This is a genomic window from Streptomyces sp. NPDC104831, from assembly GCF_055583025.1.
Genome location: NZ_JBVJOT010000017.1, coordinates 37,808 through 55,012, shown reverse-complemented (window position 1 = coordinate 55,012; position 17,205 = coordinate 37,808). Strand labels below are relative to the sequence as shown.

17 protein-coding genes are annotated in these 17,205 nt (G+C 76.9%); 3 read left to right on the top strand and 14 right to left on the bottom strand.

The window, feature by feature from the left end; all coding sequences use genetic code 11:
- Window position 1: 1 nt before the first annotated feature.
- The 12 genes from ACZ63H_RS14405 to ACZ63H_RS14350 form a co-directional block, all read right to left on the bottom strand.
- Window positions 2–913, bottom strand: a complete 912-nt coding sequence (locus ACZ63H_RS14405) for a glycosyltransferase family 2 protein (protein ID WP_469864757.1) — start codon at window positions 911–913, stop codon at window positions 2–4.
- Window positions 910–1,851, bottom strand: a complete 942-nt coding sequence (locus tag ACZ63H_RS14400) for a glycosyltransferase family 2 protein (RefSeq protein WP_469864755.1) — start codon at window positions 1,849–1,851, stop codon at window positions 910–912. Before ACZ63H_RS14400 ends, ACZ63H_RS14405 begins: the two co-directional genes overlap by 4 nt.
- Window positions 1,841–2,830 (bottom strand): glycosyltransferase family 9 protein, encoded by a 990-nt coding sequence (locus ACZ63H_RS14395; RefSeq protein WP_469864753.1) that lies wholly within the window; start codon window positions 2,828–2,830, stop codon window positions 1,841–1,843. Before ACZ63H_RS14395 ends, ACZ63H_RS14400 begins: the two co-directional genes overlap by 11 nt.
- Before the next feature lie 188 nt (window positions 2,831–3,018).
- The gene (locus ACZ63H_RS14390) at window positions 3,019–4,446 is read right to left on the bottom strand and encodes a PfkB family carbohydrate kinase (RefSeq protein ID WP_469864751.1); all 1,428 of its coding nucleotides are present in this window, start codon (window positions 4,444–4,446) and stop codon (window positions 3,019–3,021) included.
- Window positions 4,443–5,159, bottom strand: coding sequence for a D-sedoheptulose-7-phosphate isomerase (locus tag ACZ63H_RS14385; RefSeq protein WP_469864749.1), 717 nt, complete (start codon window positions 5,157–5,159; stop codon window positions 4,443–4,445). The genes ACZ63H_RS14390 and ACZ63H_RS14385 overlap by 4 nt, the downstream gene beginning before the upstream one ends.
- Window positions 5,156–6,388 (bottom strand): glycosyltransferase, encoded by a 1,233-nt coding sequence (locus ACZ63H_RS14380; RefSeq protein WP_469864747.1) that lies wholly within the window; start codon window positions 6,386–6,388, stop codon window positions 5,156–5,158. Before ACZ63H_RS14380 ends, ACZ63H_RS14385 begins: the two co-directional genes overlap by 4 nt.
- Window positions 6,385–7,347 (bottom strand): glycosyltransferase, encoded by a 963-nt coding sequence (locus ACZ63H_RS14375; protein ID WP_469864746.1) that lies wholly within the window; start codon window positions 7,345–7,347, stop codon window positions 6,385–6,387. The genes ACZ63H_RS14380 and ACZ63H_RS14375 overlap by 4 nt, the downstream gene beginning before the upstream one ends.
- Entirely contained in the window at window positions 7,344–8,354 is a 1,011-nt protein-coding gene (locus ACZ63H_RS14370; RefSeq protein WP_469864744.1) for a glycosyltransferase family 9 protein, read from the bottom strand. The genes ACZ63H_RS14375 and ACZ63H_RS14370 overlap by 4 nt, the downstream gene beginning before the upstream one ends.
- On the bottom strand, window positions 8,351–8,893 hold the full coding sequence (locus ACZ63H_RS14365; protein ID WP_469864742.1) for a D-glycero-alpha-D-manno-heptose-1,7-bisphosphate 7-phosphatase: 543 nt from the start codon (window positions 8,891–8,893) through the stop codon (window positions 8,351–8,353). The genes ACZ63H_RS14370 and ACZ63H_RS14365 overlap by 4 nt, the downstream gene beginning before the upstream one ends.
- A complete protein-coding gene (locus tag ACZ63H_RS14360; protein WP_469864740.1) occupies window positions 8,890–9,888 on the bottom strand; it encodes a glycosyltransferase family 2 protein in 999 nt (332 codons plus the stop codon). The genes ACZ63H_RS14365 and ACZ63H_RS14360 overlap by 4 nt, the downstream gene beginning before the upstream one ends.
- Window positions 9,885–11,519, bottom strand: coding sequence for a carbamoyltransferase family protein (locus ACZ63H_RS14355; protein ID WP_469864738.1), 1,635 nt, complete (start codon window positions 11,517–11,519; stop codon window positions 9,885–9,887). The genes ACZ63H_RS14360 and ACZ63H_RS14355 overlap by 4 nt, the downstream gene beginning before the upstream one ends.
- Window positions 11,520–11,547: 28 nt before the next feature.
- Window positions 11,548–12,555 (bottom strand): NAD-dependent epimerase/dehydratase family protein, encoded by a 1,008-nt coding sequence (locus tag ACZ63H_RS14350; RefSeq protein WP_469864736.1) that lies wholly within the window; start codon window positions 12,553–12,555, stop codon window positions 11,548–11,550.
- Window positions 12,556–12,884: 329 nt separating this feature from the next.
- On the opposite strand from ACZ63H_RS14350, the gene ACZ63H_RS14345 reads away from it, so the two are divergent.
- Both ACZ63H_RS14345 and ACZ63H_RS14340 read left to right on the top strand, forming a co-directional pair.
- Window positions 12,885–13,778: a polysaccharide pyruvyl transferase family protein gene (locus ACZ63H_RS14345; RefSeq protein ID WP_469864734.1), complete on the top strand. Its 894-nt coding sequence runs from the start codon at window positions 12,885–12,887 to the stop codon at window positions 13,776–13,778.
- Window positions 13,779–13,906: 128 nt separating this feature from the next.
- Window positions 13,907–14,470, top strand: a complete 564-nt coding sequence (locus tag ACZ63H_RS14340) for a hemerythrin domain-containing protein (RefSeq protein WP_469864732.1) — start codon at window positions 13,907–13,909, stop codon at window positions 14,468–14,470.
- Between the two features lie 183 nt (window positions 14,471–14,653).
- Here the strand turns inward: ACZ63H_RS14340 and ACZ63H_RS14335 are convergent, their stop codons facing one another.
- Together ACZ63H_RS14335 and ACZ63H_RS14330 are read right to left on the bottom strand one after the other, a co-directional pair.
- The gene (locus tag ACZ63H_RS14335) at window positions 14,654–14,998 is read right to left on the bottom strand and encodes a DUF3040 domain-containing protein (RefSeq protein WP_469864730.1); all 345 of its coding nucleotides are present in this window, start codon (window positions 14,996–14,998) and stop codon (window positions 14,654–14,656) included.
- A 377-nt stretch (window positions 14,999–15,375) separates the two neighbouring features.
- Window positions 15,376–15,828: a phospholipase gene (locus ACZ63H_RS14330; RefSeq protein ID WP_467935503.1), complete on the bottom strand. Its 453-nt coding sequence runs from the start codon at window positions 15,826–15,828 to the stop codon at window positions 15,376–15,378.
- A 341-nt stretch (window positions 15,829–16,169) separates the two neighbouring features.
- Here ACZ63H_RS14330 and dhaK point away from each other — a divergent pair, with 341 nt between their 5' ends.
- Window positions 16,170–17,162, top strand: coding sequence for a dihydroxyacetone kinase subunit DhaK (dhaK, locus tag ACZ63H_RS14325; protein WP_469864728.1), 993 nt, complete (start codon window positions 16,170–16,172; stop codon window positions 17,160–17,162).
- Window positions 17,163–17,205 lie beyond the last annotated feature (43 nt).

The window sequence follows — 17,205 nt, the reverse complement described above, 5'->3', positions numbered from 1 at the left end:
GTCAGCCGACGTAGCGCCGTGCGGGTGAGTCCCGGCGGGCGTGTTCGAGCACGGCGATCCGGTGCTCCAGATCCGGCGGTACGGGGTCGCGCTGGCGCAGCACCCACGGCAGCCCGGCGGTGGCGTGGGCGAAGGCGCGGGCGGAGGCGGCGTCCCGGGGCACGGTGCGGATCAGGTGGCCGGTGCGGCGCAGCGCCGGCAGCAGCGGGCGGCGCAGCCAGGTGAACCAGAGGGTGTTGCGCAGGCCGAGGACGCGCCGGGCCGTGCTGTCGCGCAGCGTGGAGGCGTGGTGGTGGACGGTGAGTTCCCCGGCGTAGGCGAGCCACCAGCCGCGGCGCTGGAGGTCGCAGGCGAGCAGTTCCTCCTCGCCGCCGAGCCACAGGCCGGGGTGGAAGCCGCCGGCGGCCCGGAACGCCTCGGTGCGCAGCACGGTGGCGGCGGCGAGGAAGGAGCCGAGCGCGGGGCCGGGCAGCCAGTCGGGGCCGGTCAGCGGGGAGTCGCGCAGTTCGGGTACGACCGGGTCCTCGGTGCCGCCGGGCTCGACGAGGATCCGGGCGGTGACGGCGGCCAGCCGGGGCCGGGGGTCCAGCAGGTCGGCGGCCCGGCGCAGGCTGCCGGGCTCCCACCAGGTGTCGTCGTCGCAGAAGGCGACGTAGGGCGTGCGCACGCGCTGGACGGCCAGGTTGCGGCCGATGGCGCCGAGGTTGCGGCCGGGGCGCAGCAGGGTCATCCCGGGGAAGTCGCGGGCGACCGCTTCGGCGGTGCCGTCGGTGGAGGCGTTGTCGGTGACGATCACGGGCGGCCGTTCGGGCAGCCGGCGCAGCAGGCCGAGGGTGCGCAGCAGTTCCTCGCGGCGGTTGTGGGTGATCACGACGACGGTCGTGCGGTCGTCGGGGCCGGTCCGGGCGGTCATGGCGCGCCGCCTTCCCCGGAAGGCCCGGCCGCTTCCCGGTCGAGCAGGCGGGCGGCGTGCTCGACGTGCGGGGGCAGGGGGCGGCGGCGGGCGAGCGCGGCCGGGAACCGGGCGACGGCCTCCTTCAGGGCGCGGGGGGCGCCGGGCCGGCCGGTCGCGGCGGCCAGCGCGAGACCGGTGCCGGCGCGCAGGGCGACGGGCCAGGGGCGGCGCAGGCAGGCGGTGAGGACGTGGTTGCGGCGGACGAGGGCGGAGCGGCCGGCGCGGGTGTGGCCGCCGGGGTGGTGGCGGGCGCGCAGGGCGGGTTCGTAGGCGACGCCCCAGCCGGCGGCGGCCAGGTCGTAGGCGAGCAGGGTCTCCTCGCCGCCGAAGAAGAGCAGCGGGTGGTAGCCGCCGACGCCGAGGAAGGCCGCCTTGCGGACGACGCAGGCGCAGCCGAGGAAGCCGAGCACCGGGCGGCCGGGCAGGTCCGGTTCGGCCGGCAGGGGGGAGGCGGCGAGAACGGCGTTGAGGGGGTCCTCGGCGGCCTCGTCGCCGACGAGGGTGCGGGCGGCGAGCAGGCCGAGCCGCGGGTGGCGGTCGAGGAGGTCGGCGGCGCGGGCCAGGCTGCCGGGCTCCCACCAGGAGTCGTCGTCGCTGAAGGCGACGTAGGGGGTGCGGGCGTGGCGTGCGGCCAGGTTGCGGCCGAGGGCGCCGGTGTTGCCGGCCGGGCGCAGCAGGCGGGTGATGGCCGGGTGGCCGGCGACGGCCCGGCGGGTGGTGTCGTCACGGGAGTTGTCGACGACCACGACGGGCGGCCGTTCGGGCAGCGCGGCCAGGGCGTCGAGGGTGCGCAGCAGGCTGGCGGCGCGGTCGCGGGTGATGACGGCGACGGTGACCCGCGGGTCGCCGGGGGCGGTGGGCGGCCGGGGGCGGGCGGGGGCGTGTTCAGTGGACATGCGCGACCTCCGGTCCGGTGGGCCGGCGCCGGCCGCGGGCGTCCCGCAGGAGGGTCAGGCAGGCCGCGGCGACCTCGCCGGTGCCGATGCGCAGCAGGCGGGCGTCGGGGGCGTGGCCGTGCGGGTCGCCGGGCGGGCCGGGTTTCCACAGGGCGAGGTGGTCCGGGCCCGGGGGCGGCCCCCACAGGCGGGGGGAGACGGGGCCGAACAGGGTGACGGAGCGGGTGCCGTGGGCGACCGCGAGGTGGGCGAGGCCGGTGTCGCCGCTGAGCAGCAGGGACGCCCCGGCGACGAGGGCGGACAGCCGGGCGGGCGGCAGGCCGCCGGTGAGCACGTCGGTGCCGGGCCGGCCGCTGCGTTCGGCGACCTCGCGGACCAGGGACTCCTCGCCCGGGCCGCCGGTGAGGACCACGCGGTGGCCGGCGGCGCGCAGGCACCGTACGACGGCGGCGAAGCGCTCCGGCGGCCAGCGGCGGGAGCCGGAGGCCGCGCCGGGGTGCACGACGACCGCGCCGGGGGCCGGGGAGGGGGTGGTGGGCCGGGGCAGCCGCAGGTCGCGGGGGTCGGCGGGGATGCCGTAGCCGCGCAGGAAGGCGCACCAGCGGTCGCGTTCGTTGACGTGGGCGGGCCAGGGCGGGCCGTCCGGGCAGGCGTGGGCGAGCAGCCGGCGCGGGCGCAGGGCGGCCAGGGCGTCGCGGCTCTCGGGTCCGCTGCCGTGCAGGTCCACGGCCACCTCGGGGGGCGGTCCCGGCCAGTGGCCGAGGTCGGGCACCGCGCGGCCCGGCGCCTCGGCCGGGAACACGGTGTCGACCGCCCCGGTGGCCAGGGCGAGTTCGGTGAGGCCCGGTGGCTGGGCGAGGACGACCTGGTGCCCGGGGAAGGCCCGCCGGATCCCGCGCAACGCGGGCACGCCGGCCAGCAGGTCGCCCAGTCCCAGCGCACGCAGGACCAGGACACGCGGGGTCTGCTCAGTGGTCACCGGGTGGGTCCTCCGGGGTGCGTGGGGATGTCGGGGCGGGGCCGGGCCGGGCGGCGGGGACCGGGCCGGCTCGTACACGTCCGGATAACCGGGAAGCCGGGACCGCATGCGCCGGGTGGCCCGGGAGCGGTCCGGCCGCCGTGGGGTCGCGGGGCGTGCGGGGCGGTCGTGGGCCCGTGGTGCGGGTGTCATGTGCCCTCTCCCGTCGCGGGGGCCAGGGCCGCCCGGCGGGCGAGGACGGTGGTGGAGCGGCCGTCGAGGTAGGGCAGCAGCAGGACCTGCCCGCCCCAGCTCTCCACCAGGGGCTGTTCGGGCAGCCGGGTCCGCGCGTAGTCGCCGCCCTTGGCCCAGATGTGCGGGCGCAGTTCGCCGAGGATGCGTTCGGGGGTGTCCTCGTCGAAGACGGCGACGGCGTCCACGCACTCCAGGGCGCGCAGCACCCGTACCCGGTCGGCGGCCGGCACGAGGGGGCGGCCGCCGCCCTTGCGGCGGCGGACGGAGTCGTCGGAGTTGAGGCAGACGATCAGGCAGTCGCCGGCCCGGCGGGCGGCCTGGAGCAGGGCGACGTGCCCGGCGTGCAGCAGGTCGAAGCAGCCGCCCGCGGCGACGACGGTGCCGCCCGCGGCGCGGACGCGGGCGGCGGTGCGCACGGCGTCGGCGGTGGTGTCGCCGTCGGCCGGGGCCCGCCGCGTGTCCTCCTCCGCGCGGTCCGGGGTGGCGAGGGCGCGGGCGCCGCCCTCGGCGACGTAGCGGGTGGCGGCGTGGACGGCCGCCTGGACGGCGGCCTCGGTGAGGGCGCCGTCGGCGAGCAGGCCGGCCGCGGCGGCGGCGAACCGGTCGCCGGCGCCGCAGGGGTCGCCGGTGGCGGCGGCCGGGGTCGGCACCAGCAGCGGGGTCTCGCCGTGGGAGAGCAGGGCGCCGCGTTCGCCGAGGGTCACCGCGACGGCCTGGGCCCGCCAGGCCCGGACCAGGGCGCGGGCGTCCCCGGCCGCGGTGCGCAGCCCCGCCGTCTCGCCGGCCGCCGCCTCGTCGTCCCCGGCGGCCCGCCGGGCGAAGGCGCGGGCCTCCTGGGCGGAGGGGGTGGCGAGGCGGACGCCGGGCACGGGGGGCCGGCCGCGCACGTGGGGGTCCCAGACGAGGGGGGCCGCGGTGTGGGCGAGCGCGTCCCGCAGGACGTCGGCGGTGCCGCGGCCGTAGTCGGCGACGAGGACTCCCCCGGCCTCCGCGACCGCCGTCACCGCCTGCCCGGTGGCCTCCCGGGCGCGGCCCTCGCCGTCGTCCAGGCGCAGCAGCGGCCGGTCCCCGGCCAGGACGCGGGTCTTGCTGGCGAGGGTGCCGTCCAGGGGCACCTCGACCAGGCGGACCCGGCCCCTCAGCAGTTCGCGCAGGGTGTCGCTGGCGGGGTCGGTGCCGAGCGCGGTGACCAGCGTGACGGGGCGGCCGTCGGCCGCCGCGAGGCAGGCGGCGAGGGCCGCGCCGCCGGGACGGGAGCTGCGCCGGGTGCCGTGCACGACGGGCACCGGGGCGTCCGGGGCCAGCCGTTCGGCCCGGCCGCACAGGTCGTGGTCGAGCAGGGCGTCGCCGACGACGACCAGGGGGGTGCGCGGGTCGCTCATGCCTGCCCCTCCCGCGGGGCGACGGGCGCGCCGGGCGGGGTCCGGCCGACGGTGCGGGCCCGGCCGACGAGCCGTCCCACGACCCCCGGTCTGGCGTCGGCGTCCGGTTTGCCGTCGGCGCCCGTGTCCGCGCGCCCGGTCTGCGCGCGCTCGACCGCCCGGTCGAAGGTCTCGCAGAGCATGTGCACCGCGACCAGGTGGAGTTCCTGGACGGTGGCGGTGCACGGGGCGTCGACGCACAGGGCGTCGTCCGCGCCGAGTCGCAGCGGGTTGGGGGACCGTCCGGTCAGCGCCCACACGGTCATGCCGAGCCGGTGCGCGCGGTCGGCGGCGGACAGCAGGTTGGCGCTGGCGCCGCTGGTGGACAGCAGCAGGAGCACGTCGCCGGGGCGGCCGTGGGCGGCGGTCTGGCGGGCGAACACCTCCTGGACGCCGTAGTCGTTGGCGATCGCGGTGGTGGAGGAGGTGTCGGCGTGCAGGGCGAGGGCGGAGAACGGCGGGCGGTCCTCGCGGTAGCGGCCGACGATCTCGGCGGTGAGGTGCTGGGCCTGGGCGGCGCTGCCGCCGTTGCCGGCGACGAGCAGCCGGGCTCCGGAGCCGAGCCGCCGGGCGAGTTCGGTGCCCCAGCGCTCCAGGAGGGGGGCGTGGTCGCGGAACGCCTCCAGGGCCTTGGCGAGGTCGTCGCAGTGCGTGGTGCCGGTGTCGGTCTTCATCGGACGACTCCCGAGAGCGAGCGGATCGGGGACACGGCGCCGTACACCCCGGCCACGCCGTCGGCCACCCGGTCCCAGGTGTAGTGGGCGAGGACCCGGGCGCGGCCGGCGGTGCCGTACCGGGCGAGCCGGCCGGGGTCGGCGAGCAGGGCGCGCAGGGCCGCGCCGAGGTCGTGGTCGTCGTCGGCCGGGACCAGCAGGCCGGTGGTGCCGTCCACGACCGTGTCGAGCTGGCCGCCGACGGCGGTGGCGACGACGGGTGTGGCGCAGGCCATGGCCTCCAGCGGGACGATGCCGAAGGGTTCGTAGCGCGGCAGGGACAGCACCAGGTCGGCGCTGGACATCAGCCGGGGCATGCGGGCCCGGCCGACGCCGCCGAGCAGGGTGACGCGGTCCAGGACGCCGTACTCGCGGGCGATGCCGTACAAGCGGGCGGCCTCGGGGTCGGTGCGCAGCAGGTCGGCCTCCGGGCCGCCGGCGATGAGGAGTTCGGCGTCGGGGACGCCGGCCAGGGCGCGGATGGCGCGGTCGAAGCCCTTGCGGGGCACGAGCCGGCCGACGGCCAGCAGCCGCTTGCGGGCGCCGGGCGGGCGGGTGCGCGCGAGGGGGGTGAACTGTTCGGGGTCGACGCCGCAGGGCACGACGCTGATCCGGTCCTCGGGCAGGCCCATGGCCTTCAGTTCGGCCACCTCGTCGCTGCACGTGGCGATGATCCGGGCGCACTCGTGGCCGATGGCCTCCTCGACGGCGAGGCGCTGCGGGGGGCTGGTGTCGGCGGTGCCCTGGTAGCGCTTCTTGACCGTGCCCAGGGCGTGGTAGGTCTGCACGACCGGGATGCCCAGGTCGCGGGCGCCGGCCAGGGCGGCCAGGCCGGACATCCAGAAGTGCGCGTGCACCACCTGGGGCGGGTGCTGCGCCCACTGCCGGGCCAGGAAGTTCCCGAACTCGTCCATGTGGGGCAGGAGTTCGTCCTTGGGGACGGGTGCGGGCGGCCCGGCGGGCACGTGCACCACCCGGACGCCGTCGATGAGGGTGACCCGGTCCGGCAGGCCCGCCGAGTCCCGCCGGGTGTACACCGTGACCCGGTACCCCTTCCTGGCGAGCTGCCGGGCGACCTGCGCCACGTACACGTTCTGGCCGCCCGCGTCCGGTCCGCCGAGCGCGGCCAGGGGGCTGGCGTGCTCGGAGACCATGGCGACGCGCCCGGCCGGGTGCGGAATGCGGCTCATCGGGTGACCTCCTTGATCAGGCGCTCCCAGTCGTCCAGGAAGCGCCGCTCTCCGTAGCGGGCGCGGGCGGCGGTCCGGGCCGCCGCTCCGGTCGCGCGGGCGTGCTCGGGGTCGGCGAGGAAGGCCCGTACGGCGTCCTCCAGCACGTCGAGTCGGTTGGAGACCACCCCGGCGCCCTCGGGCACGGCCTCGCGGACCTCGGTGGTGTCGAGGGCGACCACGGGCATGCCGAGGAACATGGCCTCCAGCAGGGACAGGCCGAGCGAGGTCCAGCGCACGGGGTGCAGGTACAGGCGGCACCGGGCCATCTCCCGGTGCAGCTCGTGCTGCGGCAGGTCCCGGGTGCGGCAGCGTCCGGGCGGCAGGCCGAGGTGGCCGGCGAGGCCGGCGGTGCGCATGCCGAAGACGTCCAGGGGGGCCGCGCGGGCGAACCGGGGCAGCAGGTCGGTGCCGGTGGTGCGGCCCCTGCGGACGGGCTCGTTGACGACGACGGCCGCGCGCCGCTCGGTGCCGGTCCACAGCGGGCCGGGGTCGACGATGCCGTGTTCCACGACCTCGGTGGGGGCCCGGCCGCTGTCCCACATCAGCCGGTTGAAGTGGGTGACGTGCACGACGGGGATCGCCGACTGCCCGGCGAGCGGGTGGAGTTGGCGTTCGGGTGAGGTGTCGGGGCTGTTGTGCTCGACGTAGACGGCGGGGACGTCCAGGCCGGGCCGGCGGCCGGTCCAGCGCCGGGCGAGGCCGGGCTCGTGCGGGCGTTGCAGCACCATCAGGTCGATGTCGGCGTCCCGCAGCGCGGCGGGGGTCACCTCCCGGACGGAGGGGGGCCAGTCCCAGGTCACCGCCCGGCCGAGGCCGTCGGGTCCGCGGTCCTCGGTGACCGGGACCAGGTAGGTGTGCGGGCCCTGCACGAAGGCGGTGAGCCAGGATCCGTGCACATGCCAGACGAGGATGTTCATGAGGGCCGCTCCTGGATGAGTTTGTGCACCGCGCGCACCACGTCCTGGCCGGTGACCTCGTCCAGGCAGGGGTGGCCGGGCACCGGGCAGGTCAGGGCCCGGGTGTCCGCGCACGGCGCCGACTGGTCGCCGAGCAGGATGACGGGGACGCCGTAGGGCGCCCAGCGTTCGGCCGGCACGACGGGCGCGAACAGGGAGACGACCGGGGTGCCGACGGCGGCGGCGAGGTGGGCGGGTCCGGTGTTGGCGCTGATCACGGCGTCGGCCATGCGCAGCACCCCGGCCAGGGTGCGCGGGGAGGTCCGGCCGCCGAGGTCTACGCCCGCGTCGCCGCTGACCCGCCGGGTGAGGTCCCGCTCGCCGGGGCCGCCGGTGACGACGACCCGGTGCCCGGCGTCGGCGAGCAGGGTGACCGCCTCGGCGCAGCGGTGCGGGCTCCAGGCGCGGGCGGGCGCGCTGGCGCCGGGGTGCAGGACGACGTACGGGCCGTTGCCGGTCAGGCGGCCGGTGTCCGGGGGCGGCAGGACGCGCAGCCGCCCGTCGTCGCCCGGGGGCGGGGTGAAGCCCATGGCGGCGGCGGTGTCGAGGGCGGCCTCGGCCTCGTGCCGGCCGGGCCGCCGGTGGTGGCGCACGTCGAGCAGCCGGCCGGCGTGGTCGGTGCTGTCGGCGCCGATCCGGCCGATGCCGGCGAGGCGCAGCAGCAGGGCGGTGGGCAGCGGGCTCTGGTGGAAGGAGGTGAGGACGAGCGCGCTGTCGTGGCGGCCGGCGCGCAGCCGTCCGAGGAGGGCGTCGATGCCGGCCGGGCGGACCGGGGGCGGGTCGAAGCCCTCCCAGGGCGCCTCCCAGACCAGGACGTCGTCCACGCCGGGCAGCAGCCGGGCGGCGTCCGCGCCGCGCGGGCCGCACAGCAGGGTGACACGGGTGCTGTGGGCGGCGACGGCGCGGACGGCGGGCCCGGCGAGGAGCACGTCACCGAAGCTGTCGAGGCGGACGACGAGGGATCTCATGCCGGGGCCCTCCCCCCGGCGACGCCGAGGGCGCCGCGTACGGCGGTGAGCAGGTCGGGGGCGCTGTGCCCGGCGAACCGCCGGGTCTCCTCGGGTGCGGTGGCCGCGTTGGGCACGAGCACGCCCCGGGCGCCGGCGGCGCGGGCGGCCAGCACGTCGGCGGCGATGTCGCCGACGACCAGGCAGGCGGCGGGCGGGACCCCCAGCCGGAGGGCGGCGGCGCGGACCAGGCCGGGCCGGGGCTTGCGGCAGGGGCAGCCGTCCTCGGGGGTGTGCGGGCAGAACAGCCACAGGTCCAGCCCGCCCAGCAGCGTGTCGGCGCGTTCGTCGACCCGCCGGACCTGCCCGGCGGTGAGCAGGCCGCGGCCGATGCCGGACTGGTTGCTGACCACGCCGGTGGCCAGGCCGTGGGACCGGGCGAGCGCGACGGCCTCCCGGGCGCCGGGCAGCAGCCGGACCCGCTCCGGGTCGCCGTTGTACGGCACGTCCGCGACGAGGGTGCCGTCGCGGTCGAACAGGATCGCGGACACGGTCGTCATCCGGCGCCTCCCAGCGGGCGGGCGTTGCGGTGCCGCACGAGGCCGCGCACCCAGTGCCGCACGGCGAGCGGGGGGATGAGCACGCTGGTGCCGAGCATCCCGGCGATCTCCCGGGCGTCGCGCGGGCCGGGCAGGATGCGGGCGAGGGCGAACTCGGCGGTGCCGAGGGTCCACAGCGCCGCGCAGGCGGTCGCGGTGCGGCGCCGCCCGGCCAGCGCGCACGCGGCGGCGGCGAAGGCCGCGCCGGTGACCACCAGGTGGCGGGGCAGCCGGCCGCGGGGCGCCTGGGCGCGGTCCCACCAGTCGCGGCCGTGCAGCCGGTTCATCAGGGCGTCGTCGGCGTTGCCGCGCTGGGCGGGCAGCGACGCCCACCAGTGGGCGGGGCGGACCGGGTGCCGGGTGACGCGGGTGCCCCGGGCGAGGCCCCAGCCGGCCCGCTCGACGCGCAGGGCGAGGTCGGCGTCCTCGCGGAAGGCGCGCGGGAAGCGTTCGTCGAAGCCGCCGGTCCGCTTGAGGGCCTCGGTGCGGTAGGCCATGTCGGCGGTGGCCCAGGCGGCGTTCTCCAGGCCCTTGGTGGTGCGTTCCCAGTCGGTGGGCCGGCGGTCCGGGGGCAGCGGGACGTGCAGCCGTCCCTGGACGCCGCCGATGTCGGGGCCGGCCGCGCGCAGGTCCTCGGCGAGGCGCCGGGACCAGTCCGGCAGCACCTGGACGTCGTCGTCCAGGAAGACCGTCCAGGGGGTGCGGACGGTGCGCCAGCCGGCGTTGCGGGCGGCGGCCGGGCCCTTGCCGCCGGTGCGCAGGGTGCGTACCCGGTCCAGGAGCTGTCCGGCGGTCCCCACGGGCAGCTCGCCCTCGGGCGCCGGCCGGTCGTCGACGACGACCACCTCGTGCGGGCTGTGCTCGACGGCGCCCTCGGCGAGCGCGCGCAGGCACTCGGCGAGGCAGGGCCGGCCGATCGTGGGGACGACGACGGTGTAGGCGGGCGCGTCGCTCATGCGAACGCCTTTCCCCGGCGGATCGCGAACGGGCCGAGGACCAGCAGGTCCACCGGGGCCGAGCCGAAGCACTCCAGGGCGTCCCGGGGGTCGTCCACCATGGGCCGGCCGGCGGTGTTGAGGCTGGTGTTGACCACCACCGGCAGTCCGGTGCGCCGTTCGAAGCCGTCGATCATCCGGGCCACCAGGGGTTCCCGGGCGCGGTCGACGGTCTGGATGCGGGCGGTGCCGTCGACGTGCACCACGGCCGGGATGCGGGCCTTCCACTCGGCGGCCACGTCGTGCACGAACAGCATGTGCGGGCTGGGCAGCGGCCCGTCGAAGATCTCGGCGGCGCGTTCGGCGAGCACCATCGGCGCGACGGGCCGGAACTCCTCGCGTCCCTTGACCGCGTTGAGCCGCTCCAGGTTCGCCGGCCTGCCGGGGTGGGCGAGCAGGGAGCGGTGTCCGAGCGCGCGCGGCCCGTACTCGCTGCGCCCCTGGAACCAGGCCACGATCCCGTCGGCGGCCAGTGCCTCGGCGGCGGTCTCGGCGATGTCGGCGGGCTCCTCGTACGGCACGGCGGCCCGTTCCAGCCAGGCCCGCAGCTCGGCGTCGCTCCAGCCGCGGCCCAGGGCGGCCGTCTCCATCGGCTCCAGGGCGTCCTTCTGCCCGGCGATGTGCGCGGCGGCGCCGAGCGCGGTGCCGGCGTCGCCCGCGGCGGGCTGCACCCATACGTGGGTGAAGCCGCTCTCCCGCCACAGCCGGGTGTTGGCGACGCAGTTCAGGGCGACGCCGCCGGCCAGGGTGAGCGCGTCCTCGCCGGTGCGTTCGCGCAGGTGGCGGGCGAGCGCCAGCGCGACCTCCTCCAGGCAGAGCTGGGCGCTGGCGGCGAGGTCGGCGTGGTCCTGGTGCCAGGCGCCGCCGGCCGGGCGGGGCGAGACGAGGCCGGCCCAGGGCACCGGGCGGGCGAGGAAGCCGCCCTGGTCGTCGGCGCGGACGTACTCGCGCAGCCGGGCGGCGAAGCGGGGGGTGCCGTAGGAGGCGAGCGCCATGACCTTGAACTCGTCGCTGCTGCGCAGGAATCCGAGGTGCTGCGTGAGGTCCTCGTAGAACAGGCCGAGGGAGTGGGGCAGTTGCTGGGTGGCGAGGACGGTCAGCTCGCGGTTGGTGTACCGGCCGGCCAGGTGGGAGCCGCACTCGCCGCGGCCGTCCAGGACGAGCACGGCGCAGTCGGGGTACGGGGAGACGGGTCCGGCGGAGGCGGCGTGCGCCACGTGGTGCGGGACGAACCGCACCTTGGCCGGGTCGAGTCCGGGCAGCGCCTCGGCGAGGAAGCCGGGGGCCTGCCGGGCGTACTCCTGGCGCAGGTGGTCCCAGGGATCGTGAAGGCCCATCTCCTCGGCGGGGCGGGCGAGGACGGGGTCGTAGGAGTAGGCGACGGCGTCCAGGTCGGAGGGGGTGAGGCCGGCCTGCTCCAGGCACCAGCGGGCCGACCGCTCGGGCAGCTCCCAGGCGGAGAAGGGGAGGGGCCGCTTGCCGTGCTTGCGGCGGGAGAACCGCTCCTCCTCCGCCGCCGCCACGACGTGGCCGTCGGTGATCAGGGCGGCGGCGGGGTCGTGGAAGAGTGCGTTGATTCCGAGGACGTGCATGCGCTGTCTCCAGGGCCGGGGACGGGGGTCAGGACTGCGGGGCCGGGTCCTGCTCGCGCGGCACCGGTTGCGGGGGCAGGGCGGCGAAGTAGGCGATGGTCTGCTTCAGGCCCTCCTCCCAGGGGACCTGCGGCGACCAGCCGAGCAGTTCGCGCGCGAGGGTGGTGTCGGGGCGGCGCCGGCCGGGGTCGTCCACGGGCCGGTCGACGAACGCGATCGGGGAGCGGGAGCCGGTGAGGGCGACCACCCGGCGGGCCAGGTCGGCGACGGTGATCTCGTCGCTGCCGCCGATGTTGACCGGCCGCAGGGACCTGCTCGCGGCGACCCGCAGGATGCCGTCCACGGTGTCGTCGACGTAAGCCAGCGAGCGGGTCTGGCTGCCGTCGCCGGTCACGGTGAGCGGTTCGCCGGCCAGGGCCTGGCGGATGAAGGTGGGCACGGCCCGCCCGTCGTCGGCGCGCATCCGCGGCCCGTAGGTGTTGAACAGCCGCACGATCCCTGCGTCGGTGCCCCGGGTGCCGGCGTGCGCGGTGACCAGCGCCTCGCCGAACCGTTTGGCCTCGTCGTACACGCTGCGCGGCCCGACCGGGTTGACGTTGCCCCAGTAGCCCTCGTGCTGCGGGTGCACCTGGGGGTCGCCGTACACCTCGGAGGTGGAGGCGAGCAGGAAACGGGCGCCGTCGCGCTCGGCGATCGTCAGCGCGTTGCGGGTGCCGGTGCTGCCGGCCTCCAGGGTCTGCAGCGGCAGGCGCAGGTAGTCGGCGGGCGAGGCGGGACAGGCGAAGTGCAGGACCAGGTCGTAGGGGCCCGGGAGGCGGGCGGCGCAGTCGGCCGCACAGACGTCGCAGCACACGTACCGGAAGCCGGGCCGGGCCTCGAGGTGGGCGATGTTCTCGCGCCGCCCGCAGACCAGGTTGTCGGCGCAGTCGACTTCGACGCCTGAATCCAGCAGCCGCTCGCACAGGTGGGAGCCGAGGAAGCCGGCGCCGCCGGTCACGAGGGCGCGCCGCCAGGAGAAGGGTGTGTCACCAGTCATGGGGGCTACTCCTTCGTCGTCCTTCGTCCACGTCGTCCGCGCCCCTCGAGCGGCGCTGTGGAGCGCGCCGCCGCGTGCTGTGGGGAGGTGAGCGGGGGCTTCGGAGCGCGCCGGGTCACCGGCTCGGCGTCACCGGCCCGTCGGGGAGGAAGAGGACAGGGCCCGGGCCCCGGAAGACGTCCGGGACCGCCCTGGTCGGCCGCCGCTTGCTGGACGGCACTGGCAGCTGGGTTCCCCTGCCAGTTGGGTTCACACGTTGGATTCTTATTCTCCGGAATCACGGGTACTCGCGCGACTCAGGCGGCTCGGTCACCCCGCGGGAGACCCTCATGCGCGACGACGTCCCCACAGCCGTGCTGCGCGCCCTGCGCAGGCCCGGCGGCCCCCGGGGCAGACTGCTGCTCACCGGCTGGTTCAGCTTCCGTGACGGGGAGGCGACGGCCGGGGACGTGCTCGCCCAGCGGCACATGTCGGCGGCGCTGACCGGGGCCGGAATCCCGCACGACACGGCGTGGAGCCCGGGGTTCCGGCCCGGAGCGCTGTCCCTGGAGACGGCCGACCCCCACGCCTACGGCACGCTGCTGTTCGTGTGCGGCCCGGTGCACGGTCCCCAAGTCGCCGCCCTGCATGACAGGTTCGGTTCCTGCACACGGCTGGCGGCCGGCGTCTCGGTGGTCGACCCGGCGCATCCCGCGGCCACCGGCTTCCACGCGATCGTCGCTCGGGACGGCACCTCCGCGCCGGCCCGCCGGGACCTCGCGGCCGACGCCCCGCTCGGCCCGCTGCCGCCGGTGGTGGGGGTGGTGCTCTCCGCGGGGCAGGGCGAGTACGGGGCGCGCCGGCGGCACGCGGCGGTGAACGGGGCGATCACCGGCTGGCTGGCCGGGAAGGACTGCGCGCGGGTGCCGGCCGAGACCCGGCTGGCCGTGGACGACTGGCGGCTGTGCGCCACCGCCGAACAGTTCTGCGCCCTCGTCGCCCGCTGCGACGTGGTCGTCACCACCCGGCTGCACGGCCTGGTGCTCGCGCTGCGCACCGGCACCCCGGCGCTCGCGGTCGATCCGGTGGCGGGCGGCGCCAAGGTCACCGCACAGGCGCGCGCGGTGGGCTGGCCGGCGCTGGTGGCGGCGGACGCGCTGACCCCGGGGGCGCTGGACCACTGGTGGCACTGGGCACTGTCCGGGGCGGGCCGGACGGCCGCCGCCCACCACTCGACGCGCTGACGGCGGCCGCCCGCGACCCGGTGTGCTGACGGCCGTGGCACTCCGTGTGACGCGCGGTGGCCGGGGCACCCGGCACGGCGACGGCCGGCCCTCCCGGGCCGCCGCGTCGCACGCAGGAGGTAACGACCATGGGGCACGGCGGAAACGTCATCCAGGAGCTGACCACCGACCACCGTGAGGTCGAGGAGATCTTCGGCCGCTTCGAGGCGTTGCCGTCCGGCTCGCCGCAGCGCAAGGAACTGTGCGACCAGGCCACCATCGAGCTGGTCCGGCACTCGGTCGCCGAGGAGGCCTACCTCTACCCGGCGGTGCGCGAGCACCTGGCGGGCGGTGACGCGCTGGCGGACAAGGAGCTGGAGGACCACGCCGAGGCCGAGCGGATCATGAAGGACCTGGAGGGCTGCCAGGCGGACGATCCGCGCATCGACACGCTGATGGCGCGGTTGATGAGCGAGATCCGGTCACATGTGACCGACGAGGAACAGAACCTGTTCGCGAGGCTGGAGCAGGCCTGTCCCCCGGACGCGCTGATGGAGCTGGGCGACAAGGTCCGCCGGGCGAAGCGGACGGCGCCGACCCGCCCGCACCCGTCGGCACCGGACACTCCCCCGGCCAACAAGCTGCTGGCCCCGGGAGCCGGCCTGGTCGACCGGTTGCGGGACGCGCTGTCGGGGCGGGGCAAGGAGAGCTGACGGGCACCTGCGGGTTTCCCCGGCAGCGGGGGGGGGGGGGGGGGGGGGGGGGGGGGGGGGGCGGGGGGGGGGGGGGGGGGGTTTCTGTTCTCGGGGGGGGAGGAGGAAAGCAAGAACCCCCCCCCCCCCCCCCCAGCCCCCCCCCCCACCGGCCCCCCCCCCCCCCCCCCCCCCCCGCGACGTTCACGGCCGGGGGGTGGCCCGGGCGCGGGTGCGGCGGCGGGGACGGGGGCGGGACGCCCGGCACAGCAGCCGGAACGCCTGGGCGAGGGTGAGCGGCCACAGCAGCGCGAAGCACCACAGCAGCGCGGGGTCCGAGGTGCGGATGCCCATGACGGCGACGAACACCGACGCGACCGCCAGCAGCCCCACCGCCACCGGCAGCGACGTCCCGTGCCCCGCCTCTCCCATACGACGCGCGAACCGCCGGTCCTGCCGCAGGCCCGCCTCGATCCGCAGCAGCGTGATCCGCTCGCGCGGTGTCAGCCGTATCCCCTCGTGCATGTCCCACTTCTCCCAGTCGTCCACGGCAACGGCACCTCCTCCGCCGGTCGGCGGCTCCGGGCCCCGCGCCACCGGGTTCCCCGCCGAGGCCCGCCCGATGCGGGACCGGCCGGGGAACGGCGAGCGCGGGAGGGGCGGGCGCACGAGGCACGGGAACGGGAACGGGACGGGGCCGCGTCCGGAGCGGTGGCGTACGCCCGGGCCCGGCGGCGGGCACGCCGCCGGGAGACGGCCCCGCCGTGCGCGACCGGCGGGGCCGAGGCGGGGCGCACCGGGCGGCAGGCGGCGCGGTCGGGCCCCGCGCGGTCGTCCGGGCGCGGGTCGCCGTCCCCTCGCCGCCGGTCCCCGGGGACGCGGCCGTCCACGCGGTCCTTGGGGGCGCCGGCGTCCTCCTGCGCGCGTCAGCCGAGCGCCTTCACCGCCTGGTAGTAGGTCCACGCCGTGCTGTCGCACGCGGTCTTCGTGGCGCCGGAGTAGTTGACGCAGACGCGCTTGAGGTCCTCGTAAAGGGCGCTGTCGAGCCGCGACTTGTTGGCGCTGAAGGTGCCGGCGGCCTTGTAGTTGCGGTAGCCGAAGTCATGGCGGGCGCAGGACGTGGCGAAGGGGAAGCCGAAGGGGTTGTCCGGCGAGGAGGAACAGTAGTCGGTCGACCAGTCGAACCCGTACGCGGACCACGCGGCCTGGTTGGCCCGGGCGGCCACCCAGAGGTTGTAGCTCGACGCGCTGGTCTGGGTCCAGCTCGCGAGGACCTGGGACTTGTCGGCGGGAGCGGCGTCGGCGGCGGTGGCACCGCCGATGGTGGTGATCACGGCGAGGGCCGAGGCGGACAGGCCGACGGACAGTCTTCGGTGCATCCCACACCTCCATGAGGCTGCGACCCGCCCTGGGCCGCAGGTACATGACAAAGAAGTTGACGCCTGAACACTACGGGGACGCAACGGAGTTGACCTGAACCGCTGAATCTTGGCTGAATTCGCATGGTCGGCCGGCACCGGCCGCCCCAGCACGCCGCACGCGGGAAAGCCGCGGTGCCGCACGCGTCGCGGCGCGCACCTTCGGTGAACGGTCCGCCACGCGCCGTGAGGCCGCGCGGCCGCACGTGACCTGCACCACCGCAAGGCCGATACTTCCAACAGGCAGGACAGGCGAGTGGCCTCGCCACCGCACGACCACGAGAGCTCGCGAGGAGACACCCATGAGGATGCTCATCAACGTACCGGAAACGGTCGTGGCGGACGCGCTGCGAGGTCTGGCCGCCGCGCACCCCGATCTGAACGTGGACGTGGAGAAGCGGGTGATCGTCCGCCGGGACGCCCCCGTGGCCGGGCAGGTCGCCCTGGTGTCGGGCGGCGGCTCCGGGCACGAGCCGCTGCACGGCGGCTTCGTCGGCCCGGGGATGCTCTCCGCCGCCTGCCCCGGAGAGGTCTTCACGTCGCCGGTGCCGGACCAGATGGCACGCGCCGCCGCGGCCGTGGACAGCGGCGCGGGCGTCCTGTTCGTCGTGAAGAACTACACCGGTGACGTGCTGAACTTCGACATGGCGGCCGAACTGGCCGAGGACGAGGGCATCCAGGTGGCCAAGGTGCTCGTCAACGACGACGTGGCGGTCACCGACAGCCTCTACACGGCCGGCCGGCGGGGCACGGGCGCGACCCTGTTCGTGGAGAAGATAGCGGGCGCCGCCGCGGCCGAGGGGCAGCCGCTGGAGCGCGTGGAGTCCATCGGCCGCCGGGTCAACGACAACTCCCGCAGCTTCGGCGTGGCCCTCAGCGCCTGTACGACCCCGGCGAAGGGCAGCCCCACCTTCGATCTGCCGGACGGCGAGCTGGAGTTGGGCATCGGCATCCACGGCGAGCCGGGCCGGGAACGGCGGCCGATGATGACCTCCGGGGAGATCGCCGACTTCGCGGTCGACGCCGTCCTGACGGACCTGCCGCCGCGCGGCCCCGTCCTGGTGCTGGTCAACGGCATGGGCGCGACCCCGCTGCTGGAGCTGTACGGATTCAACGCCGAGGTGCAGCGGGTGCTGCGCGAGCGCGGCGTCGCCGTGGCCCGCACCCTCGTCGGCAACTACGTCACCTCGCTGGACATGGCGGGCGCCTCGGTGACGCTGTGTCAGGTGGACGAGGAACTGCTGCGGTTGTGGGACGCACCGGTGAAGACCCCGGCCCTGCGCTGGGGCATGTGAGAGCGTGGTGCGCCCGCACCACCGACCCGGCCGCATGGCCAAC

Coding starts and splice junctions, on each gene's coding strand:
- ACZ63H_RS14355 (WP_469864738.1), bottom strand. CDS start 11,519: ATGCACGTCCTCGGAATCAACGCACTCTTCCACGACCCCGCCGCCGCC.
- ACZ63H_RS14365 (WP_469864742.1), bottom strand. CDS start 8,893: ATGACGACCGTGTCCGCGATCCTGTTCGACCGCGACGGCACCCTCGTC.
- ACZ63H_RS14390 (WP_469864751.1), bottom strand. CDS start 4,446: ATGAGCGACCCGCGCACCCCCCTGGTCGTCGTCGGCGACGCCCTGCTC.
- ACZ63H_RS14405 (WP_469864757.1), bottom strand. CDS start 913: ATGACCGCCCGGACCGGCCCCGACGACCGCACGACCGTCGTCGTGATC.
- ACZ63H_RS14350 (WP_469864736.1), bottom strand. CDS start 12,555: ATGACTGGTGACACACCCTTCTCCTGGCGGCGCGCCCTCGTGACCGGC.
- ACZ63H_RS14385 (WP_469864749.1), bottom strand. CDS start 5,159: ATGAAGACCGACACCGGCACCACGCACTGCGACGACCTCGCCAAGGCC.
- ACZ63H_RS14380 (WP_469864747.1), bottom strand. CDS start 6,388: ATGAGCCGCATTCCGCACCCGGCCGGGCGCGTCGCCATGGTCTCCGAG.
- ACZ63H_RS14345 (WP_469864734.1), top strand. CDS start 12,885: ATGCGCGACGACGTCCCCACAGCCGTGCTGCGCGCCCTGCGCAGGCCC.
- ACZ63H_RS14330 (WP_467935503.1), bottom strand. CDS start 15,828: ATGCACCGAAGACTGTCCGTCGGCCTGTCCGCCTCGGCCCTCGCCGTG.
- ACZ63H_RS14400 (WP_469864755.1), bottom strand. CDS start 1,851: ATGTCCACTGAACACGCCCCCGCCCGCCCCCGGCCGCCCACCGCCCCC.
- ACZ63H_RS14375 (WP_469864746.1), bottom strand. CDS start 7,347: ATGAACATCCTCGTCTGGCATGTGCACGGATCCTGGCTCACCGCCTTC.
- ACZ63H_RS14370 (WP_469864744.1), bottom strand. CDS start 8,354: ATGAGATCCCTCGTCGTCCGCCTCGACAGCTTCGGTGACGTGCTCCTC.
- ACZ63H_RS14360 (WP_469864740.1), bottom strand. CDS start 9,888: ATGAGCGACGCGCCCGCCTACACCGTCGTCGTCCCCACGATCGGCCGG.
- ACZ63H_RS14340 (WP_469864732.1), top strand. CDS start 13,907: ATGGGGCACGGCGGAAACGTCATCCAGGAGCTGACCACCGACCACCGT.
- dhaK (WP_469864728.1), top strand. CDS start 16,170: ATGAGGATGCTCATCAACGTACCGGAAACGGTCGTGGCGGACGCGCTG.